Origin of the sequence: Paracoccus sp. MBLB3053 (genome assembly GCF_031822435.1) — a bacterium.
In the GTDB taxonomy this organism is placed as follows: domain Bacteria; phylum Pseudomonadota; class Alphaproteobacteria; order Rhodobacterales; family Rhodobacteraceae; genus Paracoccus; species Paracoccus aurantius.
The window spans coordinates 1,217,203-1,242,407 of the sequence record NZ_JAVQLW010000001.1 but is presented as its reverse complement, the minus strand read 5'-3'; the positions used below and the strand labels follow the sequence as shown (position 1 = coordinate 1,242,407).

General features: G+C 63.5%; 25 protein-coding genes, 1 tRNA gene and 1 pseudogene. 19 read left to right on the top strand and 8 right to left on the bottom strand.

The annotated features are described in order from the left end of the window. Positions 1-3 precede the first annotated feature (3 nt). Complete coding sequence (locus tag RGQ15_RS06260; RefSeq protein WP_311159357.1) at positions 4-966, bottom strand: glycine--tRNA ligase subunit alpha; 963 nt, start codon at positions 964-966, stop codon at positions 4-6. An 86-nt stretch (positions 967-1,052) separates the two neighbouring features. Here RGQ15_RS06260 and RGQ15_RS06255 point away from each other — a divergent pair, with 86 nt between their 5' ends. Then, complete coding sequence (locus RGQ15_RS06255) at positions 1,053-2,444, top strand: peptidoglycan-binding domain-containing protein (RefSeq protein ID WP_311159356.1); 1,392 nt, start codon at positions 1,053-1,055, stop codon at positions 2,442-2,444. Positions 2,445-2,452: 8 nt separating this feature from the next. On the opposite strand, the gene RGQ15_RS06250 is transcribed toward RGQ15_RS06255, so the two are convergent. Continuing rightward, positions 2,453-3,901: a TrkH family potassium uptake protein gene (locus RGQ15_RS06250; protein ID WP_311159355.1), complete on the bottom strand. Its 1,449-nt coding sequence runs from the start codon at positions 3,899-3,901 to the stop codon at positions 2,453-2,455. Positions 3,902-4,004: 103 nt separating this feature from the next. Between RGQ15_RS06250 and RGQ15_RS06245 the strand changes: the two genes are divergently transcribed. Further along, positions 4,005-4,078: transfer RNA gene (locus RGQ15_RS06245), tRNA-Gly, on the top strand. 59 nt (positions 4,079-4,137) lie between these two features. On the opposite strand, the gene RGQ15_RS06240 is transcribed toward RGQ15_RS06245, so the two are convergent. Continuing rightward, positions 4,138-4,326 (bottom strand): hypothetical protein, encoded by a 189-nt coding sequence (locus RGQ15_RS06240; protein WP_311159354.1) that lies wholly within the window; start codon positions 4,324-4,326, stop codon positions 4,138-4,140. Positions 4,327-4,645: 319 nt separating this feature from the next. Here RGQ15_RS06240 and RGQ15_RS06235 point away from each other — a divergent pair, with 319 nt between their 5' ends. Both RGQ15_RS06235 and truA read left to right on the top strand, forming a co-directional pair. Next, positions 4,646-5,620, top strand: coding sequence for a 5-bromo-4-chloroindolyl phosphate hydrolysis family protein (locus tag RGQ15_RS06235; RefSeq protein WP_311159353.1), 975 nt, complete (start codon positions 4,646-4,648; stop codon positions 5,618-5,620). Further along, positions 5,620-6,408, top strand: coding sequence for a tRNA pseudouridine(38-40) synthase TruA (truA, locus tag RGQ15_RS06230; RefSeq protein WP_311159351.1), 789 nt, complete (start codon positions 5,620-5,622; stop codon positions 6,406-6,408). Before RGQ15_RS06235 ends, truA begins: the two co-directional genes overlap by 1 nt. 7 nt (positions 6,409-6,415) lie before the next feature. Here truA and RGQ15_RS06225 read toward each other — a convergent pair whose 3' ends face one another. After that, positions 6,416-7,117 carry a sugar transferase gene (locus RGQ15_RS06225; RefSeq protein WP_311159350.1) on the bottom strand — a complete coding sequence of 234 codons (702 nt, stop codon included), beginning with the start codon at positions 7,115-7,117 and terminating at the stop codon, positions 6,416-6,418. A 263-nt stretch (positions 7,118-7,380) separates the two neighbouring features. Here RGQ15_RS06225 and RGQ15_RS06220 point away from each other — a divergent pair, with 263 nt between their 5' ends. The 10 genes from RGQ15_RS06220 to RGQ15_RS06175 all read left to right on the top strand — a co-directional run bounded on the left by RGQ15_RS06220 (position 7,381) and on the right by RGQ15_RS06175 (position 15,675). Next, on the top strand, positions 7,381-7,836 hold the full coding sequence (locus RGQ15_RS06220; protein ID WP_311159349.1) for a universal stress protein: 456 nt from the start codon (positions 7,381-7,383) through the stop codon (positions 7,834-7,836). Further along, the gene (locus tag RGQ15_RS06215; protein ID WP_311159348.1) at positions 7,836-8,435 is read left to right on the top strand and encodes a CPBP family glutamic-type intramembrane protease; all 600 of its coding nucleotides are present in this window, start codon (positions 7,836-7,838) and stop codon (positions 8,433-8,435) included. Before RGQ15_RS06220 ends, RGQ15_RS06215 begins: the two co-directional genes overlap by 1 nt. 97 nt (positions 8,436-8,532) lie before the next feature. Next, positions 8,533-9,087, top strand: a complete 555-nt coding sequence (locus RGQ15_RS06210; RefSeq protein ID WP_311159347.1) for a NifU family protein — start codon at positions 8,533-8,535, stop codon at positions 9,085-9,087. Further along, entirely contained in the window at positions 9,080-9,673 is a 594-nt protein-coding gene (tsaB, locus tag RGQ15_RS06205) for a tRNA (adenosine(37)-N6)-threonylcarbamoyltransferase complex dimerization subunit type 1 TsaB (RefSeq protein ID WP_311159346.1), read from the top strand. Before RGQ15_RS06210 ends, tsaB begins: the two co-directional genes overlap by 8 nt. Then, on the top strand, positions 9,670-10,071 hold the full coding sequence (gene rimI / locus RGQ15_RS06200; RefSeq protein ID WP_311159345.1) for a ribosomal protein S18-alanine N-acetyltransferase: 402 nt from the start codon (positions 9,670-9,672) through the stop codon (positions 10,069-10,071). The genes tsaB and rimI overlap by 4 nt, the downstream gene beginning before the upstream one ends. 90 nt (positions 10,072-10,161) lie before the next feature. Then, positions 10,162-11,148, top strand: a complete 987-nt coding sequence (locus RGQ15_RS06195; RefSeq protein WP_311159344.1) for a BMP family lipoprotein — start codon at positions 10,162-10,164, stop codon at positions 11,146-11,148. Beyond that, positions 11,148-12,770 carry an ABC transporter ATP-binding protein gene (locus RGQ15_RS06190; protein ID WP_311159343.1) on the top strand — a complete coding sequence of 541 codons (1,623 nt, stop codon included), beginning with the start codon at positions 11,148-11,150 and terminating at the stop codon, positions 12,768-12,770. The genes RGQ15_RS06195 and RGQ15_RS06190 overlap by 1 nt, the downstream gene beginning before the upstream one ends. 64 nt (positions 12,771-12,834) lie before the next feature. Then, complete coding sequence (locus RGQ15_RS06185) at positions 12,835-13,929, top strand: ABC transporter permease (protein ID WP_311159342.1); 1,095 nt, start codon at positions 12,835-12,837, stop codon at positions 13,927-13,929. Further along, the gene (locus RGQ15_RS06180) at positions 13,929-14,894 is read left to right on the top strand and encodes an ABC transporter permease (protein WP_311161047.1); all 966 of its coding nucleotides are present in this window, start codon (positions 13,929-13,931) and stop codon (positions 14,892-14,894) included. The genes RGQ15_RS06185 and RGQ15_RS06180 overlap by 1 nt, the downstream gene beginning before the upstream one ends. Beyond that, complete coding sequence (locus RGQ15_RS06175) at positions 14,878-15,675, top strand: purine-nucleoside phosphorylase (RefSeq protein WP_311159341.1); 798 nt, start codon at positions 14,878-14,880, stop codon at positions 15,673-15,675. Before RGQ15_RS06180 ends, RGQ15_RS06175 begins: the two co-directional genes overlap by 17 nt. Here RGQ15_RS06175 and mnmH read toward each other — a convergent pair. Both mnmH and RGQ15_RS06165 read right to left on the bottom strand, forming a co-directional pair. After that, the gene (gene mnmH / locus RGQ15_RS06170; RefSeq protein WP_311159340.1) at positions 15,652-16,704 is read right to left on the bottom strand and encodes a tRNA 2-selenouridine(34) synthase MnmH; all 1,053 of its coding nucleotides are present in this window, start codon (positions 16,702-16,704) and stop codon (positions 15,652-15,654) included. The genes RGQ15_RS06175 and mnmH overlap by 24 nt on opposite strands. After that, on the bottom strand, positions 16,705-17,286 hold the full coding sequence (locus tag RGQ15_RS06165; protein ID WP_311159339.1) for a L,D-transpeptidase: 582 nt from the start codon (positions 17,284-17,286) through the stop codon (positions 16,705-16,707). Between the two features lie 396 nt (positions 17,287-17,682). Between RGQ15_RS06165 and RGQ15_RS06160 the strand changes: the two genes are divergently transcribed. Next, the gene (locus RGQ15_RS06160) at positions 17,683-20,121 is read left to right on the top strand and encodes a heavy metal translocating P-type ATPase (RefSeq protein ID WP_311159338.1); all 2,439 of its coding nucleotides are present in this window, start codon (positions 17,683-17,685) and stop codon (positions 20,119-20,121) included. Further along, on the top strand, positions 20,118-20,777 hold the full coding sequence (locus RGQ15_RS06155; RefSeq protein WP_311159337.1) for a GDSL-type esterase/lipase family protein: 660 nt from the start codon (positions 20,118-20,120) through the stop codon (positions 20,775-20,777). Before RGQ15_RS06160 ends, RGQ15_RS06155 begins: the two co-directional genes overlap by 4 nt. Before the next feature lie 118 nt (positions 20,778-20,895). On the opposite strand, the gene rpmB is transcribed toward RGQ15_RS06155, so the two are convergent. Beyond that, positions 20,896-21,171 (bottom strand): 50S ribosomal protein L28, encoded by a 276-nt coding sequence (rpmB, locus tag RGQ15_RS06150; protein WP_311159336.1) that lies wholly within the window; start codon positions 21,169-21,171, stop codon positions 20,896-20,898. Between the two features lie 228 nt (positions 21,172-21,399). Beyond that, positions 21,400-22,383 (bottom strand): annotated as a pseudogene (gene meaB, locus RGQ15_RS06145) (methylmalonyl Co-A mutase-associated GTPase MeaB); the annotation flags it as partial. Between the two features lie 131 nt (positions 22,384-22,514). On the opposite strand from meaB, the gene RGQ15_RS06140 reads away from it, so the two are divergent. From RGQ15_RS06140 to RGQ15_RS06130, 3 genes are all read left to right on the top strand, one after another. Continuing rightward, complete coding sequence (locus RGQ15_RS06140) at positions 22,515-22,904, top strand: thioredoxin domain-containing protein (RefSeq protein ID WP_311159335.1); 390 nt, start codon at positions 22,515-22,517, stop codon at positions 22,902-22,904. 66 nt (positions 22,905-22,970) lie between these two features. Next, entirely contained in the window at positions 22,971-24,263 is a 1,293-nt protein-coding gene (serS, locus tag RGQ15_RS06135) for a serine--tRNA ligase (RefSeq protein WP_311159333.1), read from the top strand. A 75-nt stretch (positions 24,264-24,338) separates the two neighbouring features. Beyond that, positions 24,339-25,205 carry a hypothetical protein gene (locus RGQ15_RS06130; RefSeq protein WP_311159332.1) on the top strand — a complete coding sequence of 289 codons (867 nt, stop codon included), beginning with the start codon at positions 24,339-24,341 and terminating at the stop codon, positions 25,203-25,205.

Sequence of the window (25,205 nt, the reverse complement as noted above, 5' to 3'; positions counted from 1 at the left end):
GGCTCACGCCCCCGCCGGGAAGGCAGGCAGCGGTGCGCCGGTCGCGGCCGAAGTCGTCACGAACAGGTCGGCGCAGCGCTTCGCCAGCGCCCGGACCCGGCCGATATAGGCCTGGCGCTCGGTGACCGAGATCACGCCGCGCGCATCGAGCAGGTTGAACAAATGGCTCGCCTTGATCGCCTGGTCATAGGCGGGATGGGCCATCGGGATGGCGCGGCCGGCGCTGTCGGCTTCGGCAGCATCGAGCGTGCGGGCGCATTCGGCCTCGGCATCCTCGAAATGCTTCAAGAGCGACGCCGTATCGGCCTGCTCGAAGTTCCAGCGCGAATATTCGCGCTCGGCCTGACGGAAGATATCGCCATAGGTCAGCGGGATCGGGCTCGCCGGGTCGTTGAAGGGCATGTCCATGACATGCTCGACACCCAGCACATACATCGCGAGACGCTCGAGGCCATAGGTCAGCTCGCCCGAGACCGGACGGCAATCATGCCCGCCGACCTGCTGGAAATAGGTGAACTGGCTGACTTCCATGCCGTCGCACCAGACCTCCCAGCCAAGGCCCCAGGCGCCCAGTGTCGGGCTTTCCCAGTCATCCTCGACGAAGCGCACGTCATGGATCATCGGGTCCAGACCGATCGCCTTCAGCGAGCCCAGATAAAGTTCTTGCAGGTTCGGCGGCGAGGGTTTGATGATGACCTGGTACTGGTAGTAATGCTGCAACCGGTTCGGGTTCTCGCCATAGCGGCCATCGGTCGGACGGCGCGAGGGCTGGACATAGGCCGCGGCCCAGGGACGGGCGCCCAGCGAACGCAAAGTGGTCGCCGGATGGAAGGTGCCCGCGCCGACTTCCATGTCATAAGGCTGCAGCACGGCGCAGCCCTGTGCGGCCCAATAGGATTGCAGTCGCAGGATCAGATCCTGAAAGCAGACGGGTTTCGCCGTCTGATTGTCCTTGGGGCTGGTCATCGCCGCATCCTTTTGCATAACTGGCAAGTAGGGTCAGCCGCCTTCTAGGCAGAGGGCGGCGCAGGGTCAATGAGAGGGAATTGTGCATGCGGCGCTTTGCATTCATCTTCGGCGCGGCGCTGCCGCTTCTCGGCGCGACGAACGTGCTGGCCGAGGATGTCCTGATCCGCATCGAGGCAAAGCGCGGCGCAGAAGTCGCACGCAACGCGGCCGAAGGCTGGGGCAGCCGCTTTGGTGATGTCGTGACCTTCCCCTTGCAGGATGGATGGGTGGGCATCGCCATCGGCCCCATGCCCCGTGCCGAAGCGACTGATCGGCTGCGCCAGCTCAGGGCCGAGGGTAAAATTCCCTCCGACAGCTTCATTGCTCCATCTGCGGGACGCCGCCTGAACCCGGTCGGGACGGCTCCAATGGTCGATGCGGGGCCATCTGCCGTTCCTCCGGCCAGCTCGACAGGGCCTGCCACTGACGCGCCGACGGATTCAGCCAGTGACGCCATCGCGATGTCGCCCGTCCCGCCCGAGCCGGTCCAGGTCTACCTGCGGATCGAGGCCTCCGCCGACCGCGAAAAGGCCGAAGAATTGCTGGCGAAGCGGCGCGAGATCCTGCCCGAGGCGGGGCTGTGGACCCTTCCGAATGGACGCCTGTCCGTCGCGCTGGGGCCGATGGATGAGACGGCCGCAAAGGCATGGCTTGCGGCCTTCCGGCGCGCCGACGCCGTGCCGAAGGACGCATTCATCGTGCCGCGCGACGAATTGGGCATCGAGACGATCGCCGGGAGCGCGCCCGAACTCGGCGCGCCTCCAGCCGAGGGCGCGATTGCCCCCGCCATGCCTTCCCTTGAAGACATCCAGCGCGCCCTGCGTTGGGCAGGCCATTACGATGGCGCAATCGATGGCAAGGACGGTCCGATGACACAGGCCGCGATTGCCGAGGAAATCGTTCGCATGCGCGCCTCGCCCGATACGGCGACCGCCATGCATGAACTGATCCGCCGCCGCGAGGCATGGCGAAACGAAATGGGGCTGAGTGAGTTGCGCGATGCCCATACCGGGCTCGCGCTTCCGGCGCCGCTCGATCGGATTCAATTCGACAGGGCCGAACGCGCGCTCTCCATCTACGGACCCCGCGACGGTTCGGGCGCTGCTCTGATTCTCTTCTCGCAGCCCGGGGGCCAGCAGGAAATGCTTGACCTAGCCGGCCTCGTCACTGCGCTTGGCTGGGTTCCTGCACCGACCCGCGACGTGCGCAAGGGAAGCGTCACTCTGGATGGGCGCAATCAGACCCATATCGGTCATGCCGAGGGCAAGGTCGTCGATGGCAGGGTGCAGGGATTTGTTCTGATCTGGCCGATTCAGGACCCCGAGGAACAGCGCCGAATGGCCTCCGAAATTTCGGACAGCCTCACGCGCTACGCCCCGGGCGAAGGCGAGATCGCGCCCGAAACGGCCGTGATCGCACCCGCAGCGGCCCCCTAGCTTTGCACTCAGCTCCGCCAGAAGCGCGGCAGCAGCATCACCAGTACCGTCATCAATTCCAGACGGCCCAGATACATGCCGATCGACATCATCCATTTGGCGGCGGTGGGAAGCTGGTTGATCGCACCGTTCGGGCTGAGCTCTGGCCCCCAGATCATCCCGACATTCGCGATCGAGGTCCAGGCCCCGGTCAGCGCGGTCCTGGGATGCAGACCGGTCATCGCAAGACCGAGGATGAGCAGGCCAAAGGTCAGCATGAACAGCGTAAAGAAGGTCATGACCGAATCCACGACATCCTGCTCGAGCGGCCGCCTGTCGTAGCGCAACGGAAAGATCCTGTGCGGTGACTGCATGCGTCTGAGCTGCGCCCGAACGGCCTGGATCAAAACAAGGTAGCGAAAGACCTTGACCGAACAGGCGGTCGAGCCGGTGCAGCCTCCGATCAGGCCGATGACGATCAGGACGGCAAAGGGGAAATGACCCCATTGGGTCACATCGGTCGAAGTAAGCCCGGTTCCCGAGAAGGCCGAAACGACGTTGAAGATCGATTCCCGGATGATTTCCTCGGGATGCTTGGCCTCAAGCCAGAGCAGACGGTAGATGACGACGACGACCACGGCATAGAAGATCCAGCGCAGATAGGCGCGGATCTGGATATCCGCCCAAAGCGGCTGGACCGAACCACGCATCAGCTGAACCATGCGGATGAACGGGATCGACGACAGGATCATGAAGACTGCCGCGGCATATTCAAGCGGGCCGATATAGGGACCGAAGCTCGCATCGTAATTCGAGAACCCGCCCGTCGAACAGGTGGTCATCGCAAGCATAACCGCGTCGAAACCGGTCATCCCCATAAGAATATAGACGATGGCGCAAAGGGCGGTCAGACCGATATAGACCCAGGTCATCTCGCGCGCGATATCGAATGCGCGGGGAAGGATCTTGCCCAGCGTGTCGAAGCCTTCGGACTTGAAGAACTGCATGCCCCCGACCTTCATCACGGGCAGGAAGATCATGGCGACGACGATGATCCCGAGCCCCCCCGACCAGTTCAGGAAGCCTCGCCAGAAATTGGTTCCCTTCGGCAGGTTGTCGAGATCGGGAATGGCCGTTGCCCCCGTGGTTGTCAGGCCCGACATTCCCTCGAAATAGGCATCGGTAAAGCCGATATGCGGTGCGCCGATCATGAAGGGAATCGCGCCGGCCGCAGGCAGGACGGCCCAGATCGCCGCGGTCAGCAGGAAAGCCTGCTCTAGCGACAGGGACCTGTTCGTTCCGTGCGTCGCAAGAGTGATCAACCCGCCCCCGATCATCGTCAGGATCGAAGCTTCGAGAAAGGATTTCCAATGCGCGTCACCCGCCCAGAAATCGATGCACATTGGCAGCATCATCGCCGCACCCAGCGCGATGACCAGTTTGCCGACGGTATTGGCCACGGGACGGATGTCGATCATGCGACCTTGCTTGCCGCGCCTCATCCGATCCGTCAAGCTTCTGCGTCAATGCGACTTCTGACGCTTGCAAGCCTGTGGCGGCTTGCCTATAGAGAGCGTCGATGCGGGTGTAGCTCAATGGTAGAGCAGCAGCCTTCCAAGCTGAATACGTGGGTTCGATTCCCATCACCCGCTCCATCACCCCCTAGCGCGGCTCGAAGCGGCAAAGCAGCAATCCGCCAGATACAGCGGCTTTGCTATTGCCAGAGCAGGAATGCCGCAGCCGTCACGACAATGAATACCACCGCCGTCGCGCCGATCAGCACCGGCCATATATTGACCATGGGGTCCTGCAGGTCGGCTTGCGGACGTGCAGCCTCCGTTTCCTGAAGAGGCCGAGCATGTTCCTGCGGCGCGCCCGCAGGCGCGATAGTCGTTGTTTCCATGAATTCCCCCCTGCCCGGAAAATCCGGGACTACTCGAGTTTCCGGACGGAGCGGACAAGCTGTCAACCCAAAGCGCGCCGGAATAAACGAGATCGGCCGCAGAGTTGCGGGAACGCTACGTCGAGGGCCGGGTCGGACGGTCGGGCGTTCCGAGCCCGGCCTTTCTTTCGTCGCGCCCGGCAACTATATGCTGCGGGTAAGTCATTTGATCGCGAGGAAGCAGATGTCCCGGAAAGCGACGAGCCGCCTGTCCTTCTTCCTGTTGATGGGGTTGACGCTCTACGCCTCATTCATCGGCGCGGGCTAAGAGGATCGGACCATGGCAATTCGCTTCGGAGGCCGCTTTTCTCCCAAGGCCGGATCGGGGGCAGAGCGCGCAGGACAGCGCCCGCCTCTGCGCGCCATTCCCGGCCAGATCCACCACCGGCTGGAATCGCGCACACGCTGGGTGACGATCATGGCCGCCCCCTTTCTCATAAGTGCATTCTGGCAGGGGCCGGCCGGTCTTGTGATGCACCTTCTGGCCTTCGGCGGAATAGCTGCGGGCATGTTTCTCACGCGCGAAGGGTTGCAGGCCGAGGCCGCCTACGATGCCCGTCGCGTTGCCAGACGCCCCGCCATCCCGCGCAAGCTTTTCGGCGGCATCCTGACCGGCCTCGGGCTTGCTATCGGCGCCTATGCTCCGGGCGCGGAATTGGGCGCAGGCATCATCGGCGTGGCTGGCGCGGTGCTTCACTGGCTCAGCTTCGGGACGGATCCCATGCGCGACAAGGGCATGGAGGGCATTGACAGCTTTCAGCAGGATCGGGCGCATCGGATCATATCCGAGGGCGAAGAGCATCTCGCGGCCATGCATGACGCCATCCTGCGAACGGGCGACCGCCGGCTTGAGGCCCGCGTGGCCATGTTCGCCGCCACGGCCCGCCAGTTGTTCGACCGTATCGAACAGGATCCGGGCGATATCGCCGCGACACGGCGCTATCTTGGCGTCTACCTGCAGGGTGCGCGGGATGCGACGATCAAATTCTCGGATCTCTATGCCCAGTCCCATGACGACCGTGCCCGGCAGGACTACGAAACCCTGCTGAATGATCTTGAAGCCAGTTTCGCCGCCCAGACGCGCAAGCTGATCCAGGGCGGCAGGACCGATCTCGATATCGAGATCGGCGTGCTGCGGGACCGGCTCGCCCGGGAAGGCGTGCGCATGCCGCAGACCGAGCCCGCGAAACTTGAAACGCCAATGACGATGGATGATCTTCTCATCCCCCGCGAAAGCGAGAAGCAGCGTCGATAATGCCCCGTTACGCATTGCTGATCGAATATGACGGCACCCCCTTTGCCGGCTGGCAGGCGCAGGCGGACCAGCCGAGCGTGCAGGGCGCGATCGAAGCGGCATTGGCCCGCCTCGACCCCGGTTACGCACAGGGCGCGCGCATCGCGGCGGCAGGCCGCACCGACGCAGGTGTCCACGCCACCGGACAGGTGGCCCATGCCGAGCTGGCCAAGGAATGGGACCCGTTTCGCCTGTCCGAGGCGCTGAACTGGCACCTGAAGCCGGCGCCCGTCGCGATTCTTGCCGCGGCCCGTGTCGCCGATGATTTCCATGCACGGTTTTCCGCGGTCGAGCGGCGCTATCTATTCCGTCTCGTGGCGCGACGAGCCCCCGTCACGCACGATCGGGGACGGGTCTGGCAGGTACTGAACCCCTTGGATATCGGCGCGATGCGCGAGGGCGCCGCCCATCTCATCGGCCTGCATGATTTCACCACCTTCCGGTCGACCATGTGCCAGTCGAACAGCCCGGTGAAAACGCTGGATGAGATCCGAATCGACCAAGTTGCCATCCCCAAGGGCCACGAATACCGCTTTCATCTCAGGGCGCGGTCCTTCCTGCACAACCAGGTCCGCTCGATCGTCGGAACGCTCGAGCGCGTCGGGGCCGGTTCATGGGCGCCCGATCGGATTGCCGATGCTCTTGAAGCGCGGGACCGTGCCGCCTGCGGGCCGGTCTGCCCGCCGCAGGGACTTTATCTGTCCGGTGTAGGATACCCTATTGACCCGTTCGAGGCAGGTTCCGCCTGAAAAGGAATCACTCTGCGGGCACGCGATCGGGCGCCTGTGCCTTGGTCACGGGCTGCCCTTGCTTGCCCGAGGGAACCCGCCGCCGGCCCCGACCCTGCCATGCCGGGATCAGCACGGTCATCAGGGTATGCCAGATAATCCAGAGATCGACGCGAAGGTTGCGACGGCGCTGATAGATCAGGTCGAGCCGCAGCTTGGTCGGAAGGCAGCGCCTGTAATAGGCAGCCTCGGTCGCTTCGGCCGTCTTGCAGCGGGCCATGATCCGGTCTTCATGGGCATGATAGATCATGGTCGCAAGCCCGGTGACGCCTGGACGGTTCTTGAGGACCTGAGCATAAAGCGCGGGAAACCTCTCGACATATTCCTTGAGCGGGGGACGCGGGCCGACAAAGCTCATGTCTCCGCGCAAGATATTGAATAGCTGAGGAAGTTCGTCGATGCGCGTGCGCCGCAAAATGCGACCGACGCGGGTGATGCGCCAATGCTTGTGCGCACCTGTTGCGCCGAAATCCCCTTCTTCACGCAGCATGGTGCGGAATTTCAGAAGATTGAACTGCTCGCCCGGCGCACGCATCCGCGGCGCGACGTAAAGCAGCGGCCTTCCCTGGGTAAGCAGAAGCGCAATCGCGACAACGGCCATGACCACGGAAAGCGGAACGAGAAGGATAAGGGCGAAGGTGATGTCGAAGGCCCGCTTGCGAAACGACATCGCGATACGGCCATGCGCATCTTGACTGGCGATCCAGGACACCCCGAGGCCGCGGACCGATCCTTCACGCTGATCTACTCTGTCCCAATCGTGATGAATTGTCACAGTACGGTCCCGCGTGCTCGGCTATCTCGTTAACATTTGTGCCTTAACATACGGCATACGAATTGGAAACGAACGCAAGGGGGTATGCGCGACAGACTTGCGCCAGCGTGTCCTTTCGGCCAGTCTTCGCCAATTCCTCCTAAAGCAGGTCGATGGTCATGCGGAAATTCTTGGTGGTTCTGGACGATTCCCGCGAATGCCTGAACGCCATCCGGTTCGCGGCAATGCGAGCGGCCAAGACAGGCGGAGCGGTCCAGGTTCTGGCGGTAATTCCCACCTCGGAGATACAGCACGGTCTGGGCGTCGCGGATGTCATGCGCGCCGAAGCCTATGAGCGCATCCAGGCGCATTTCGAGGTCTTCGCGAAATGGATGCGTGACAGGCCCGGAGTCGAGCCGGAACTGGTCGTGCGCGAGGGTGAGCCGGGCAACGAACTTCTGGCCCAGGTCGGCGATGACCCGGAAATCGGGATCATCGTGCTGGCCGCGTCGGTCGAAAGCACGGGGCCTGGACCGCTGATCTCGCGGCTGATGCGCGAAGTGGCAACGCTGCCCTGCCCGGTTACCATCGTTCCGGGCGACATCTCGCGGGAGCGGCTCGAACAGATCACCTGATGGACCGCCGCCTCGGCCTCGTGGCGGGGATGACGATACCTTTCCTGGCGCTGCTGTTCTGGGTGCTGACAAGAAGTTTTTCGCCAGTAACCGGATATTTCCTTGGTCTGTGCATCTACTGGATGCTTCTGGCAGTGGGGATTCTGCTTCATCCGCGCTGGTCGATGAAACCGCGATGGCCGGCGCACTGGGCCGTGCTCGCCTTCGCATTGCTGATCGGCCTGGCTTTCTTTGCGACCAGCAGACACATGTCAGTCCTGTCGCCGCACGTGGCATTCCTGGTGCTGTGTTCGGCGCTTCTGAACGGCACCCTGGAAGAGGCATTCTGGCGAGGCGCCCTTGTTCCCGATCTGGGTGCAGGGGATTGGAGGCGTGCTCTCATGCCCCTTGGCTTGTTCACCCTTTGGCATATCGCGCCTGCTGCAGGGGTACGGGACTTGTCGTTGCCGGGCGGCTCCATGGGGATGCTCGTCGCCGCCGCCATCTTTGGTGTCGCGGCAATGGCTGCGCGTCTCAGTTCCGGGACAGCCGGAGCATCGGCAATCGGCCATGTGCTGGTGAACCTTTCCACTTTCTGGGCAATCGCGTCGCACCCCTGACGGGCTAGAACTGTCTTGCGAACGCTTTCCATGCGGCGCTGCGGCTTGACTTGCCCCCCCTTCCATCCCCATATCCCCGACCAAAGGAGCGCGCCCCATGTTCATCCAGACCGAAACCACGCCGAACCCCGCCACGCTGAAGTTTCTTCCCGGCGAGACCGTGCTGGGAACCGGAACTGCCGATTTCCCCGAAGCGGAGGCCGCAGCCAGCAGCCCGCTTGCCCGCCGCATCTTCGCGGTTCCCGGCGTCACCGGGGTTTTCCTGGGCTCGGATTTCGTGACAGTGACCAAGGCCGAAGGTGCGGTCTGGGATCATCTGAAGCCCTCGGTTCTGGGCGCCATCATGGAACACTACCAGTCAGGTGCGCCGGTGATCGAAGGCTCATCGACCAGTGGGCATAACGAACAGGACGGTCCCGACGCCGAGATCGTCAACCAGATCAAGGAACTGCTAGACACTCGCGTGCGCCCGGCAGTGGCTCAGGATGGCGGCGACATCACCTTCCACGGTTTCGACCGCGGCGTGGTCTATCTGCACATGCAAGGCGCCTGCGCTGGGTGCCCCTCTTCGACGCTGACGCTGAAGATGGGGATCGAAAATCTCTTGCGTCACTATATCCCCGAGGTGACAGAGGTTCGCCCCGTTGCCTGAGTTGCTCTCGCTTGGGTTTGACACATCGGCCGCGCATTGCGCGGCCGCTTTGCTGCAAGGCGAGCGGGTTCTCGCGCAGCGCCATGAAGAGATGGGCCGCGGCCAGGCAGAGCGGCTTTTCCCGCTGCTGACTGAGATCATGGCAGAAGGCGGGGTGGAATGGAGCGAGTTGGGGGCGATCGGTGTCGGCACCGGTCCGGGAAACTTCACCGGCATCCGCATCGCCGTTTCCGCCGCTCGCGGCCTTGCGCTTTCGCTTGGCATTCCGGCAATCGGGGTTGGCCTGACCGAGGCAGCAGCGCTGGACCTGCCGCGCCCTTGTCGGGTTGCCGTTCCGTCGCGCGCCGGCGAGGTGATCTGGCAGGATTTCGGCGAGGGCATCGATTCGCAGCCCGATCAGGGAGCCTTGCATGCCCTGCCACCGGGCCCGCCGCTTCTGGCGTCACGCTATCCGCTTGCCGTCGCCATTGCGATCATCGCGCGCCAGCGGCAGGGTCTCGCGGACCAGCCCCGCCCGGCTCCGATCTACCTGCGCCCTGCAGATGCCGCTCCTGCGCGTGATCGGGGGCCCGTCATCCTGCCATGAGATCCGATCTGCTGGCCGATCTCCATCTGCGGTGTTTTCGGACGCATCCCCGTCCCTGGTCTGCAGCTGAGATCGAGGATCTGCTGTCCAGTCAGCTCAATTTCCTGCTGCATCGCCCACAAGGCTTTCTGATCGGCCGCACCGTCGCGGACGAAGCCGAATTGCTGACCGTCGCCGTCTCGCCCGATGCTCGTCGGCGGGGCGTGGCACGCGCCTTGCTGGCCGAGTTCTCGACCACGTCCCGGGCCCGCGGGGCGACCGAAGCCTTTCTCGAGGTCGCCTCGGACAATACTGCGGCGCGGGCGCTTTACAGCTCTGAAGGTTGGACCGAAGTCGGATTGCGGCGGAATTATTACGCGCCGGGGATCGCGGCGGTTCTGATGCGACGCGGCCTCTAGCCAGCACAAGCCTGTTGACGCCCCCGGGGGCATGCGCCCTAATTCACCCATCCCCGGGCAGGGTTGCCCGCAACAGGTTGAGGTTCTGGAATGTCCCTGATGAAATCGCTGCTGGCCGGTGCCAGCTTGTCTTTGATGCCGTTGGTGGCGATGGCCGATCCGGCGCTGATCTTCGACCTTGGGGGCAAGTTCGACAAATCCTTCAACGAGGCAGCCTTCCAAGGGGCAGAGCGTTGGAAAGCCGAGACGGGCGGCAGCTACAAGGAATTGGAAATGCAGTCCGAGGCGCAGCGCGAACAGGCCCTGCGTCGTCTCGCGGAAACCGGCGCGAACCCGATCGTGATGACCGGCTTCGCCTTTGGTGAGGTGTTGAACAAGGTCGCGCCCGATTATCCCGATACGAAATTCGCCATCGTCGACATGGTCGTCGAACAGCCGAACGTCCAGTCCATCGTCTTTACCGAAGAACAGGGCTCGTACCTTGCCGGCGTGATGGCGGCCAAGGCCTCGAAATCGGGAACGGTCGGCTTCATCGGCGGCATGGACATCCCGCTGATCCACAAGTTCGAATGCGGCTATGCGCAAGGGGTCAAGGCCACCAATCCCGACGCCAAAGTCATCATCAACTACACTGGCACCACCCCGGCGGCGTGGAATGATCCGGTGAAGGGCGGCGAGTTGGTCAAGGCGCAGATCTCGCAGGGTGCGGATGTGGTCTACGCTGCGGCAGGCGGCACCGGAATTGGCGTCCTGCAGGCCGCGGCCGATGCGAACATCCTGTCGATCGGTGTGGACAGCAACCAGAACCACCTGCATCCGGGCCAGGTGTTGACCTCGATGGTCAAGGGCGTGGACAATTCGGTCTATGAGGCGTTCAAGGCCGGTGCGGATCTGGAACCCGGCGTCAAGGTCATGGACCTGGCTTCGGGCGGTGTGTCGGTTGCGCTTGACGATAACAACAAGCCGCTCGTGACCGAGGATATGACCGCCTCTGTTGACGCCGCCAAGAAGGGCATCGAGGCTGGCGAAATCGAGGTGCACGACTACATGACCGACAACACCTGCCCGGTGCAGTAATGACGGCGCGGCCCGAAGCCGTGAAAGGGGGCCCCGCAATTGAATTGCGGGGGATCTCCAAGGCCTTCGGGCCGGTGCAGGCAAACAAGGATATCGACCTGATCGTCCCCCGCGGGACGATCCATGGCATCATTGGCGAGAACGGAGCCGGAAAATCGACCCTGATGTCGATCCTCTACGGCTTCTACCGCCCCGATTCGGGCGAAATCCTGATCGGCGGGAAACCCATTGCGATCCAGGACAGCCAGACCGCGATCCGTGCAGGGATCGGCATGGTCTTCCAGCACTTCAAGCTGGTTCAGAACTTCTCGGTTCTTGAAAACATCATCCTTGGTGCCGAGGATGGCCGCCTGCTGCGTCCCTCGCTTTCGCGGGCGCGGAGCGAGCTGAAGCGATTGGCAAGTGAATACGAACTGCAGGTCGATCCCGACGCGTTGATCGAGGATCTTTCCGTCGGGCATCAGCAGCGGGTCGAGATCCTGAAGGCGCTTTACCGCCAGGCCGACATCCTGATCCTTGATGAGCCGACCGGCGTCCTGACCCCGGCCGAGGCGGATCACCTGTTCCGCATCCTGCGCGGCCTGCGCGATGAGGGCAAGACGATCATCCTGATCACCCACAAGCTGCGCGAGATCATGGAGATTACCGACAATGTCTCGGTCATGCGGCGCGGAGAAATGGTCGCCTCGGTCAAGACCGCGGAAACCAGCCCGACCGAACTCGCCGAGCTGATGGTCGGCCGCAAGGTCCTGCTAACGGTCGACAAGCCGCCCGCCCGGGCCGGCGCTCCGGTCCTCGAGGTGCGGGGCCTGCGCATGACCGATACCGATGGCATCGAAAGACTGCGCGGCATTGATCTGGATATCCGCGCTGGCGAGATCGTCGGGATTGCCGGCGTGGCAGGCAATGGCCAGACCCAGTTGCTGGAAATCCTGGGCGGCTACCCCGAGCCGGGGGCGAAGCTGGATGGCGAGATCCGTCTTAGGGGAGAGCCGCTGCCGTTGACAGGTTCAGACGCCCGCGCCCGTCGCCATGCCGGCATCGGCCATGTCCCCGAGGACCGGCAGGTCGAGGGGCTGATCATGGATTTCGCCGCCTGGGAAAACGTGGCTTTCGGATATCACGATGCACCAGAATTCGGCCAGGGCATGTTGATGGACCAATCGGCCATCCGCGCGGATGCGATCAGGAAAATGGAACGTTTCGATGTTCGCCCGCCGAATCCCGAGCTTGCGGCCAAAAGCTTCTCGGGTGGCAACCAGCAGAAGATCGTGGTGGCCCGCGAGGTCGAGCGCAACCCGGACCTCTTGCTGATCGGGCAGCCGACGCGCGGCGTTGATATCGGCGCGATCGAATTCATTCACAAGCGGATCGTCGAGCTGCGCGACGCCGGCAAGGCCGTCCTTCTGGTGTCGGTCGAACTGGACGAAATCCTCGCGCTGTCCGACCGGATCGCCGTGATGTTCGATGGCCGCATCATGGGCGAGCGACTGCCGGACGAGGCCACGACAGCCGACCTGGGCTGTCTCATGGCCGGGATAGATCCCGCGACGACCTCACCAGAAGACGCGCTTCCACCCGCCGATGCCCATCCCGGCAGTCATGCGAGAGGTGCGGAATGAACCGTCGCCGATCTGCACCCCCGCGGAAGCCGGGAATGACCCAAGACCCCACGAGGAACTGCTGATGGACCGAATGCCGAAATGGGCGGATGTGATCCTGACGCCGTTGATCTCGCTGTTGCTGGCCTTTGCGATCTCGGCGCTGGTGATCCTTGCGATCGGTGAAAGCCCGGCCGAGGCGTTGAAGGTCATGGTCGAAGGCGCCTTGGGGTCCAGCTATGGCTGGGGCTTTACACTTTACTACACGACCAACTTCATCTTCACCGGCCTTGCCGTCATGGTCGCCTATCACGGCGGCCTGTTCAATATCGGCGGCGAAGGTCAGGCCGCGATGGGCGGCCTTGGCGTCGCGCTGGTGCTCCTGTCAGTGCCTTGGCCACATTGGGCGATCGCCCTGCCCGCCGCCATGATCGGCGCGGCCCTGTTCGGCGCGCTCTGGGCCCTGATCCCGGCATGGCTGCAAGCCAAACGCGGCAGCCATATCGTCATCACGACGATCATGTTCAACTTCATCGCAGCGGCGCTCCTGAACTATGTTCTGGTCAACGTCCTGCGCCCCGTAGGCAGCATGGACCCTGCCTCGGCCCGCTTTCCAGACGCGACGCATCTGCCCAAACTTTCGGACATGGCGCTGAGTTTCGGCATCGAATGGGGCAAGAACACGCCCGCCAACGTGACCTTCTTCGTCGCCGTCGCCGCCTGCTTCCTGACCTGGCTGCTGATCTGGCGTTCGCGCCTGGGATACGAGATCCGCGCTTTCGGAAAATCCGAACGCGGCGCGATCTATGCCGGGATCTCTCCGGTCCGCGTCACCGTGATCGCCATGCTGATTTCGGGCGGGCTGGCGGGCCTGATGGCGATCAACAACGTCATGGGCGAGGCCGAACGCCTGGTCCTGAACGCGGTCGAGGGCGCGGGCTTCATCGGCATCGCCGTTGCGCTCATGGGGCGCAACCACCCGTTCGGCATCCTGCTCGCGGCCTTCCTCTTCGGCTTCCTTTACCAGGGCGGAGGCGAGCTCGCGCTATGGACGTCGATCCCGCGCGAGCTGATCGTGGTCATTCAGGCGCTGGTCATCCTGTTTACCGGCGCACTCGACAACATGGTTCGCATTCCTCTTGAGCGGCTGTTCTCGGCCTTCGGCCGGAAGGGGGCATGATGGACTTCCCGACGATCATCCAGATCCTCGATTCCGCGGTTCGCCTGATGACGCCACTGCTGCTGGCCTGTCTGGCAGGGCTTTATTCCGAGCGTGCGGGCGTCTTCGACATCGGGCTCGAAGGCAAGATGTTGATGGCGGCCTTTACCGCCGCATCTGTCGCCTATGCGACGGGCAACGCCTGGCTGGGGCTGGTGGCCGGCATCGCCGGAGCGCTGGCCATGTCGCTGATCCACGGGCTCGCATCGATTACATTCCGGGGCAACCAGCTGATTTCGGGAGTCGCGATCAACTTCCTGGCGTCCGGCCTGACGGTGCTCCTGGGTCAGAAGATCTTCGGGCTCGGCGGGCGGACACCGTCGTTGGGCGGCGCAGCGCGCTTTACCGAGATCACCTTGCCCTTCGCCGATGCCCTGCGTCCGGTTCCGGTGATCGGCCCGATCTATGCCGAGCTGATTTCGGGCCATACCATCCTCGTCTATGTCGCCTTCGCGATGGTGCCGTTGACATGGTGGGTGCTTTTTCGCACCCGCTTCGGCCTGCGACTGCGCGCGGTCGGCGAAAATCCGGCCTCGGTCGATACGGCCGGTGTTTCAGTCACCCGGCTGCGCTATGCAGCAGTGGCGATCTGCGGCCTGCTTTGCGGGATCGCTGGAGCCTATCTCGCCACGGGCATCTCGGCAGGTTTCGTCAAGGAAATGACGGCGGGCCGAGGCTTTATCGCGCTCGCCGCGCTGATCTTCGCGAAATGGCGCCCATGGAGCGCGTTGGGCGCGACCTTCCTTTTTGGCCTGCTCGAGGCACTCGCGAACCGTTTCCCGAATCTCGACCTGGGGATCATCACCATCCCTTCGATGTTCATGAGCGCGCTGCCCTATATCCTGACCGTCATCATCCTGGCCGGTTTCGTCGGCCGTGCCATCCCGCCCCGCGCGGGCGGAGAGCCCTATGTCAAAGAGCGCTGAACTTGCCCATCTGATCCGCGACTATGCTGGGTCAGAGCCGCCGGAATATGCTCTGATCCTTGGCTCCGGCCTCGGCCATCTGGCCGAAACCGTCCAGGGCGTCGCGATCCCCTATCTGGATTTGCCGGGCTTTCCTCATGCGGGGGTTTCGGGCCATGTCCCCCAACTTGTCATTGGTCAGCTTGAGGGGCGGCGGGTCGCGGTCTTGGGCGGACGCGCGCATTACTACGAATCCGGCCGAGCCGATGTCATGCGCCTGCCGCTTGAGGTGCTGCGGGATCTGGGCTGCGGCGGACTGATCCTGACAAATGCGGCCGGTTCTCTGCGCGCCGAGATGCAGCCCGGATCGCTGATGATGCTGTCGGATCATATTGCCTTTGCCGGCACCAACCCCCTGATCGGCGAACCTTCGGAGGCGCGCTTCGTCCCAATGACCGATGCGCATGACGTTGAGATCCGCGCCGGTCTCAGGGCTGCAGCCAAGGCCGAAGGCGTCGACCTGCCCGAAGGTGTCTATTGCTGGTTTTCGGGCCCCTCGTTCGAAACGCCGGCCGAAATCCGGGCGGCACGTGTCCTGGGCGCCGATGCGGTCGGAATGTCCACTGTCCCCGAGGTGATCCTGGGACGGTTCCTTGGCCTGCGCTGCGCCGCGGTTTCAGTCATCACCAATATGGGTGCCGGGATGTCGGATGAATCGATCAGCCATGAGCATACCAAGGCCATGGCGCCACTTGGTGCCGCGAAGCTTGAAAAGGTGCTAAGGCGCTTCCTGCGCGGCTAAGGCCGCCTCGACCGCCAACGCGGCCGCATCCAGGTCGCACAAGTCCTCAAGCCGCACGATCGCACCGCTTCCGTCATCGTGGCGCGCGCGGTGCTTTTCGTATCGCGGATCGTAATGAGCGCGCATCAGACCTTCCGCCAAGGCGGTCCAATCGGACTTGTCGACCATCCGCAACCAGTCGTCGATCAGCTCTGCCGAATGCAGGGGCCGCAACCCATCGACGATCCGCGCGAGCCTTCTCGGGTCGGCGCAGGCATCGGCATAGCTTGCGGCGGTATAGGCCGCGCGGGCCTCGACCGGAACCGAAAGCCGGATGCGCGGTGCCGAAATGATTGCCTTCCAGATGCCGCGCGGAAGGTTCAGATCGCCGATGCGCGAACTCTCGGCCTCGACCAGAACCGGACGACTGGGGTCCAACCCTTCGAGACCCAGCGCAAGCCGCCCTTCGAACAGCTTCTGCGCCGGTTGCCCGCCCGGCATCGCGCCGAAAAGGCTGCCCCGGTGGTTCGCCAAACCCTCGATGTCGATCACCTGATGCCCTCGTGCGGCGAGTCGATGCAGGATCTCGGTCTTGGCGCTACCGGTATTTCCGTCAAGCACGATGACAGGTGCACAGACCGGCCCGGCGACCCGTTCAATGACCAGCGCGCGCCAGGCCTTGTAACCGCCCTCGATCCGGCCGACCCGCCATCCGATCTGCGAAAGGATCGTCGCGAAGGCGCCCGAGCGCTGCCCGCCCCGCCAGCAATAGACCAGTGGCCGCCACCCGCCGCCAAAGCCGGACAGCGGACCGGAGATATGGCGCGCGGCATTCGCCGCGACCATCGCGCCGCCAAGCTTGCGGGCATCGAAAGGAGAAATTTGTTTATAGATCGTACCGACCTGCGCGCGCTCTTCGTCAGAAAGGACCGGCAGGTTGAGCGCGCCCGGCAGGTGATCTTCGGCGAATTCCGAGGGCGAGCGCGTGTCGATGATCGTGTCGAACCCGGACAGCGCCGGGTTCGACAGGGATGTCAGACGGATGTCCAATCAGTAGACATAGACGGGAGTGCCGACCGGAACCTGTTCGTAAAGGTCCATCACGGCCTCGTTGCGCATGCGCAGGCAGCCATTCGAAACCGCGCGACCGATCGAACCGGGCTCGGTCGTCCCATGGATGCGGATCGACGTGTCATTGCCATTGGCGTCGTAGAGATAGAGCGCCCGCGCGCCCAGCGGGTTGGTCGGGCCGCCCGGCATGCCATCGGCCCATTTGCCATATTGCTGCGGCTTGCGCTTGATCATGGCCGGGGTGGGTTTCCAGCTCGGCCATTCCGTCTTGCGCCCGACGGTGGCGCGCCCGCGCCAGATGAGTTCGTCCTTGCCAACGGCAACGCCGTAGCGGATCGCCCGACCCGGCGAGACGACGTGGTAAAGGAAAAAGTCCTTCGACACGACGACAATGCTGCCAACCTCAAAATCCGAGCGGATCGCGACTTCGGTAGGGGCATAGGGGTCTCGCTTGGCCGTGGGCTTCGCAGCCGGGGCGGCGGACGCACTGTTCTGGGCCAGCGCCAGAGAAGGCGCGGCCACCAGCGGCAGGGAAAGCATCAGCATCTGACGGCGGTTCATCATCCATTCCTGACTTCAAGCAATCGTTGCCTTTTGCGGTAACGTTTCAGTGGCGCGGGATCAACTCAAAGCGCCGTGACGCGCTTGAATGCGCGCAAGAACGTGCCTAGCTTGCACCTGATTGGAGCCCAATTCATGTGCTGCGCGACCAAAATCACGTTACGAACCCCGCGCCAGGCGCCCACCCGACCGCGACATGAATGCCGTGGCCGCGGTGGTCGGGGGTGCCGTTGCCACTTGGGCGCGCGGATCGCGGTTGCCCGATCAAGGCCCGTCCCGCCGATCCGTCTGAGAATGCCTCCGCTGATGGAGCCGCAGATCGCGCATCTTCGCCCACAGGCGCCTCCCCTACCTGTCTGAACCCTGCTTCATCGCAATTCAGTCAGGAGAAACATCATGAACAACAAAACCACGCTCCCCGGGTCGGATACAGATCTGGCCGTATCGGGCATGAGCTGCGCATCCTGCATGGGTCGGGTCGAAAAAGCCCTTGCCGCCGTCGCGGGGGTCAGCGACCCGCGGGTCAACCTCGCGACCGGTCGTGCCCGATTTCGCGTGGATCATCCCGAGACCGTTGCCAAGGCCATCGCCGCGCTGGAAAATGCCGGCTATCCCGCCATCCCGGAGGAGACGCGCCTGGCGATCGAGGGCATGAGCTGCGCGTCCTGCGTGGCCCGGATCGAAAAAACCTTGAACAGCATGCCCGGCGTTCAATCTGCAACCGTCAACCTGGCGACCGGGACCGGCACGATCACGCATTCCGCTGCAATCAGTCCAGATGCGCTGGCAGGGCATGTCAGCGCGATGGGTTACCCCGCAAAACCCCAGGACCAGACGGAAAAACCTCATCTTCACGACCACGGGGCCGATGGGGCAGGTATGAAGCGGCGCTTTCTCATTGCGCTGATGCTGACCCTGCCGATCTTTTTGGCCGAAATGGGCGGCCACCTTGTGCCCAGCTTCCATCACTGGCTTTACCAGGCGATCGGACGGCAAACGCTCTGGGTCGTGGAATTCATCCTCGCGACTGCCGTGCTGGCGGGTCCGGGTCGTGTCTTCTTTCGGATCGGCATCCCCGCCCTGATGCATGGCCGACCGGAAATGAACAGTCTGGTCGCACTGGGCGCGGCAGCTGCATGGTCCTATTCGACGGTCGCGACCTTCGCTTCGGGGATGCTGCCCGAGGATTCCCGGCATGTCTATTTCGAAGCCTCGGCCGTCATCGTCACCCTGATCCTGATGGGGCGCTGGCTCGAGGCGCGGGCAAAGGGACAGGCGGGCGAGGCGATCAGGCGTCTCATGGATCTGGCACCCGAAACCGCGCGGGTCGTCCGGAACGGAGAGGTCGTCGAAACGCCGATCGCGCAGCTTAGACCCGGCGACATCGTCCAGCTGAGACCCGGAGAGCGCGTCGCTGCGGATGGCGTCGTTTCCGAAGGGAATGGCTCGATCGACGAATCCATGCTGACGGGGGAACCGCTGCCGGTCGGTAAATCCGAAGGCGATCCGGTCACCGGGGGCACCATCAACGGTTCGTCCGCGCTCAGCTATGAAGTCACGGCAATCGGCGCCGATACGGTGCTGTCGCGGATCATCAAGCTGGTCGAGGATGCGCAGTCCTCGAAGCTGCCAGTTCAGGCGGTGGTGGACCGGGTGACCGGCATCTTCGTCCCCGTTGTGATCGGCCTTGCGATTGCAGCCTTTCTCATCTGGATCGGCGCCACCGGATCGCTGAGCCAGGCACTGGTCGCGGCGATTTCGGTCCTGATCATCGCCTGCCCCTGCGCCATGGGTCTGGCGGTGCCGGTCTCGATCATGGTGGGCACCGGCAGGGGCGCGGAACTGGGCGTCCTGTTCCGCCGTGGCGATGCGCTGCAAAACCTTGCGGAAGCCCGGGTCATCGGTTTCGACAAGACAGGAACACTCACCGAGGGACGACCCGCGCTGACAGCGATCGAATGCCGCGACATGACCCGGCAAGAAACTCTTCGCCTCGCAGCATCCGCGGAAGCCAGATCGGAGCATCCTCTTTCTGCCGCGATCGTCGCTGCGGCCGCAGCGGAAGGTCTGACGCTTGCCAATGCCTCCAGGGTGGCGGCGCAGGCCGGGCGCGGCCTTTCGGCAGAGGTCGACGGGCACCGGCTGCTCATCGGCAACGAGATCGCACTGCGTGAAGCAGACATCCCGACCGACGAAGAGCTGCTGCAACATGCGAAGGATTGGGCCGCAGACGGGGCAACGCCCGTTCATCTTGCCGTCGATGGACGTCACGTGGCGGCGATGGCCCTGAATGATCCGATCCGCCCGGGGGCCGCCGAAGCCCTGCGGGATTTACATGAACTGGGGCTTCGGACCGTGCTCATCTCTGGCGATGTCCGACCTACCGCCGAATCCGTGGGCAAGAAGCTAGGCATCGACAAGGTCATCGCAGGCGTCCTGCCCGAAGGCAAACTGGAGGCAATTCGCGAAATGGGCGAAGGCACGGTGTTTGTCGGCGACGGCATCAATGACGCACCGGCCCTTGCGGCTGCGGGAACCGGAATCGCAATCGGCAGTGGAACGGATATAGCCATCGAATCGGCCGAGGTCGTTCTGGTCGGCGGCGATCCACATGGCGTCGCTCGTGCGGTGCGCCTTTCGCGGGCGGTGATGCAGAATATCCGGCAGAACCTGTTCTGGGCGTTCTTCTACAACGCGGCACTGATCCCCGTGGCCATGGGCATATTGGTGCCCTTTGGGGGCCCCCGCCTTTCGCCCATGCTGGCGGCGGCTGCAATGGCCCTGTCATCGGTCTTCGTCGTGACCAATGCGCTGAGATTGAGGCGGTTTGAATGAGCCTTCGTGGCCTGACCCTTGTCCTTGCCCTTTGTGCTGCGCCCTTCTGGGCCGGCGCCCAGGAAATCAGATTGCTCGCCTTTGGCGACAGCCTCACGGCGGGGTTTGGGCTCGAGCCCGACCAGGGCCTCGTCAGCCAGTTACAGGAATGGTTGCGCAAGCGCGGGCACGACGTCACGATCATCAATGGCGGCGTGTCAGGCGACACGACAGCCGATGGCAAGGCACGGATCAGCCAATCCCTTGACCAGGCAAGGCCCGATGCGGTCATCGTCGCGCTTGGCGGCAACGACCTGATGAGCGGGGTCAGGCCCGCTCATGCCGAAGCCAACCTTGATGCCATCCTGGGCCATGCCGGAATTGGCGGCCGCCCGCTGCTTCTGGTCGGAATCGCTTCGCCATATCAAAGCTTCCTTCAGCGCCGTTCCTGGGCGGCTATCTGGCCAAGGCTTGCGCAAAGGCATCATGCCCTGGTCTTTGACAACCTCTATGCCCCTTTCTTCACGATGTCTCCGTTGCAACTGGCCCCGATGCTGCAGCCCGACCATGTCCATGCCTCGGCCGTCGGGATCGGCGTCATCGTCGGAGAGCTTGGACCGAAAGTCGAAGACCTGCTTTCCCAGGTCGAGGCGCATCGTGCAGATACGGGCGGCTGATGGGCCGCCGAGAAATCAGGGACAAGAAATGACAAAGACCCCGCCTGAAAGGACGGGGTCGTAGCTGTCTCACCACAGATCGCGAATCGATCGACCCGCGGGATGCAGCAGCTTGCGATCAGGCCTTGGCCAGCTCGCGCTTGATCTTGAGCGCGCGGTCCGAGAGCTCTTCGTCGCGAGCCTTCACGAGGAACGCGTCCAGACCACCACGGTGGTCAACCGAGCGCAGGGCAGCAGCCGAGATGCGCAGTTGGTAGCTCCGGCCGAGCTTTTCCGAGATCAGCGAGACCTCGTTCAGGTTCGGCAGAAAACGGCGGCGAGTCTTGTTGTTGGCGTGGGACACGTTGTTGCCGCTCATCGGGCCCTTGCCGGTCAGTTCGCAAACGCGCGACATGATCTTTTTCCTTCGATTCGATCCTGCACGGGCGGTTGCCCGCAATATGAAAGGGCGCCGCGTGGCAGCGCCCGGAAATCTGTCTGCGGGGAAATACGGGGTGCGGGGGCTTTCGTCAAGCCTTTTCGCCAGCGTTTCCTATATCCTGATGCGCAATATCGTGGCGTTCGCTCGGATTCCAGCGGAATCTCACATCACGGCCCACAGGATGCCGAGAGCAACCTCGCCCTAGCTGCAAGGCGATTCGCGGTCCTTGAGCCGGTTCAGAAGCTGCTCGGCCGCCAGTTCGGGCGCGATCTCGCCGCGCGCAACGGCGTCTCCGGCGCGCCGCATTTCGCCGCGGATCTCGGCCGTTTCGAGCCGCGCAAGCAATCCCGCCCTTAATTCGGCAAGAAACCAATGCCGGGCCTGTTCAGCACGACGGGTGAAAAAATGCCCCGAATCTCGCCGCCAATCCGCCAGCCGCTTCATCGCCCCCCAAGCGCGATCGAGCCCCTCTCCCGTATGGGCCGAAACCGGCAAGGCAAGCGGATATCCTTCCGGATCTTCGGGCCGCTTGCGCAAGAGCCTGAGTGCACCAGCGTAATCGGCAACGGTCCGCAATGCCGGTCCGCGCAGTTCTCCATCGGCCTTGTTCACGAAAATCAGGTCGGCGATCTCCATGATGCCGCGCTTGACCCCCTGCAATTCATCTCCTCCGGCAGGAGCCAGCAGCAAGACGAACAGATCGCACATCTCGGCAACGAGTGTCTCGGACTGCCCGACACCGACCGTCTCGATCAGGACGATGTCGAATCCGGCTGCCTCGCACAGCCTGACCGTCTCTCGTGTGCGCCGGGCCACCCCGCCCAGTTGGGCCTGCGACGGCGACGGCCTGATATAGGCCAACGGGTCTCGGGCGAGGGTTTCCATCCGGGTCTTGTCTCCCAGGATCGAGCCCCCCGAGCGGGCCGAACTGGGATCCACGGCAAGCACGGCGACGCTGAGCCCCTGCCCCGTCAGCATCTTTCCAAACGCTTCGATGAAGCTCGACTTGCCCACACCGGGCGTGCCCGACAGGCCGATCCGCAGCGCCTGCCGTTCGGGAAGCTCGGCAAGAAGTCGCATCGCGCGCGAGCGATGATCGGCCCGCGTGCTTTCGATCAGGGTGATGGCACGAGACAGCGCGCGACGATTTCCGTGCAGCAGTGGGTCGGCCAACTCATCCATCTGGGCCTCTCGTTCGGTTCCGCTTCATTTGGTGCGATGGCCTAAGGTCATCGCATTTCGTGGATATTGTCACTGCGGTGACATGTAAACGCCGAGCCTTGTTGGGAGGCACCGCGAAAGCTAGCCTGTGCGACATGAAGAACTCAGCATCTCTCGTTACCCGGCGACTGCTTCTTGCGATGGGTCTCAGCGCAAGCATTCACCGAGCCCAGGCCGGCCCGGCGCCCCAGCTGCGTCTGCTGATGGTGCGGCGAAAGGGCTGCACCTATTGCGCGCAATGGGACCGAGAGATTGCTCCGATTTACGCCGACCACCCGGAAGGGCGACTGGCCCCGCTGATCATGGTGGATGTTGACGGGCCCTATCCGGACGGCCTCGCGCTGGCGCGGATGCCCTGGCTGACGCCCGGCTTCATCCTGTTGCGCGACGGCCAGGAAATCGGGCGCTACGAGGGTTATCCTGGCGCTGATCGCTTCTTTCCAATGCTGCGTGGCCTTATCAACGAGGCAGATCGCTGGGGCTAAGGCTTTCACCCTGTGAAGCCTTGCGCTATCTGATGCCCCGTAACCATCTTGATGAACGGGTCAGCCATGCACGACATCCGCGCCATCCGCGAAAACCCTGCCGCTTTCGACGCAGCCCTCAGCCTGCGCAACCTGGCCCCGGTTTCGTCCGAGATCCTTTCGCTGGATGCCGATCGCCGCTCGCGGATCAGCGCCGCCGAAGCGGCTCAGGCCGAGCAAAACAAGGCCAGCAAAGAGGCCGGTGCCGCCAAGGGGCGGGGCGATGAGGACGAGTTCCAGCGTCTGCGCGCGCTCGTGACGGCCAAAAAGGAAGAGACTGCCATTCTTCAGGCCGAGGCCACCGCACTCGATGCCAAGCTGCGCGAATTGCTGTTGGGCATTCCGAACCTGCCGGTCGACAGCGTCCCGCCCGGCACGGACGAGGACGACAATGTCGAGATCCGCCGCTGGGGTGAGCCGCGCAGCTTCGAGTTCACCCCACGCGAGCATTTCGAGATCGAGAGCGTCAAGCCCGGCATGGATTTCGAAACTGCCGCGAAGCTCTCTGGGTCGCGCTTCGTCGTCCTGCAGAAGGGTGTGGCGCGCATTCACCGGGCGCTTGCGCAGTTCATGCTGGACCTGCATTGCGAAACACATGGCCTGACCGAGACATGGGCGCCGGTGCTGGTGCTGTCCGAGATGATGGAAGGCACTGGGCAGCTCCCGAAATTCGGCGAAGACAGTTATCAGACCCGCGAGGGATGGTGGCTGATCCCGACTTCGGAAGTCACGCTGACGAACACGGTTCACGGCGATCTGGTCGAACATGCGACCCTGCCCCGCCGGATGGTTGCGCATAGCCAGTGCTTCCGTTCCGAGGCCGGCAGCGCTGGTCGCGACACCGCAGGCATGCTGCGCCAGCACCAGTTCGAGAAGGTCGAGATGGTGTCGATCACCGATTCCGAGAACGGCCTGACCGAGCATGAGCGCATGACGCGTTGCGCCGAGGCGGTTCTTGAAAAGCTGGGCCTGCCCTATCGCACGATCGTGCTTTGCGGCGGCGACATGGGGTTTGGCGCGCGGATCACCCATGATCTCGAAGTCTGGCTGCCCGGACAGGATCGTTATCGCGAAATTTCCTCGGTCAGCTATTGCGGCGATTTCCAGGCGCGGCGGATGAACGCCCGCTACCGCCCAGATGGTGGCGGCAAACCGGAATTCGTCCACACGCTGAACGGCTCGGGCCTGGCCGTTGGCCGCACGCTGATTGCGGTGCTGGAAAACGGCCAACAGGCCGACGGCTCGGTCGTCCTGCCCGATGCGCTGCATCCTTATCTGGGCGGCAAGACACGCCTGGGGACAGACGGCCAGCTCGCCTGACGGCAGAATAGCGCGAGGCGACAAAGTCTCGCGCATGCCCTGAAACCAGTTCGACCCGGCTGGCGTTCCGCTGTCATGAGACGCGCCGGCGCTGCCCTGCTTATTTTTGCCACGCTGGCCTTCGTTGCCAGCACGCTGATCTATGCGTTGCGTCCGGCCGGTCTTTCCATGGACGAGTCGATTGGCCGGGCCATTCCCACCGAGCTGGGGGCCAGATTTGGCGAAGCCGATGCGAGCCTGCTCGACCTGTCCGCCCTTTTCATCCGGCCTCGGGTTCTTGCCATGAGCCTTCTCATTGTCATGACCTGGACCGCGCTTTCGGGCCATGCCCTGCGACGGCTTGTCGAACTGCGACGTCTGCGAGCCGCAGAACGCGTCGCCCGGCGCGAAGCACCACCCAGCTTGAATGACGACATCTTCGGCCCACCCACCCCCGACCAGATGCTCGAGCGCCACAAGATGGACGACACCTTGACAGAACACGGGCTGCTGAGCACGGGGCTCGCAGCCGGCGCGATCTGGCCATGGCTCATGGATAGCCGACCCACCGCCGCGCTGCTTTTCGCTGGGATCATGCTCACCGGTTTTCTGGGGGCAGCGCTGCGCGGCACGCGAGACGGGATGCAGGTCAGGCAAAGCGCCGCGCTGGGGTTCGCTGCAGGATGGGCCACGCTTGCAACTTGCGCCTTGTTCGCCACGATCTTGCAAAAGCAGCTTGGCGCTTCGCAGACCCTCGCCGCCGCCATAGGGATATTGATCGCGGCGCTTGCCTCGGTCAGCATCCAACTGCGCCTTGGCCCGAATATCAGCTACAGCGTTGCCGTCATCTGGGGCATGATCGGAATTGCCGCAGGTTCGGTGGCTGCGCAAGCGACCCTTGCCACGATGGCAGTTCTGGGCATTGCCGTCATCGCCGTCGCATTGGTGCGCGTCACCACCTGA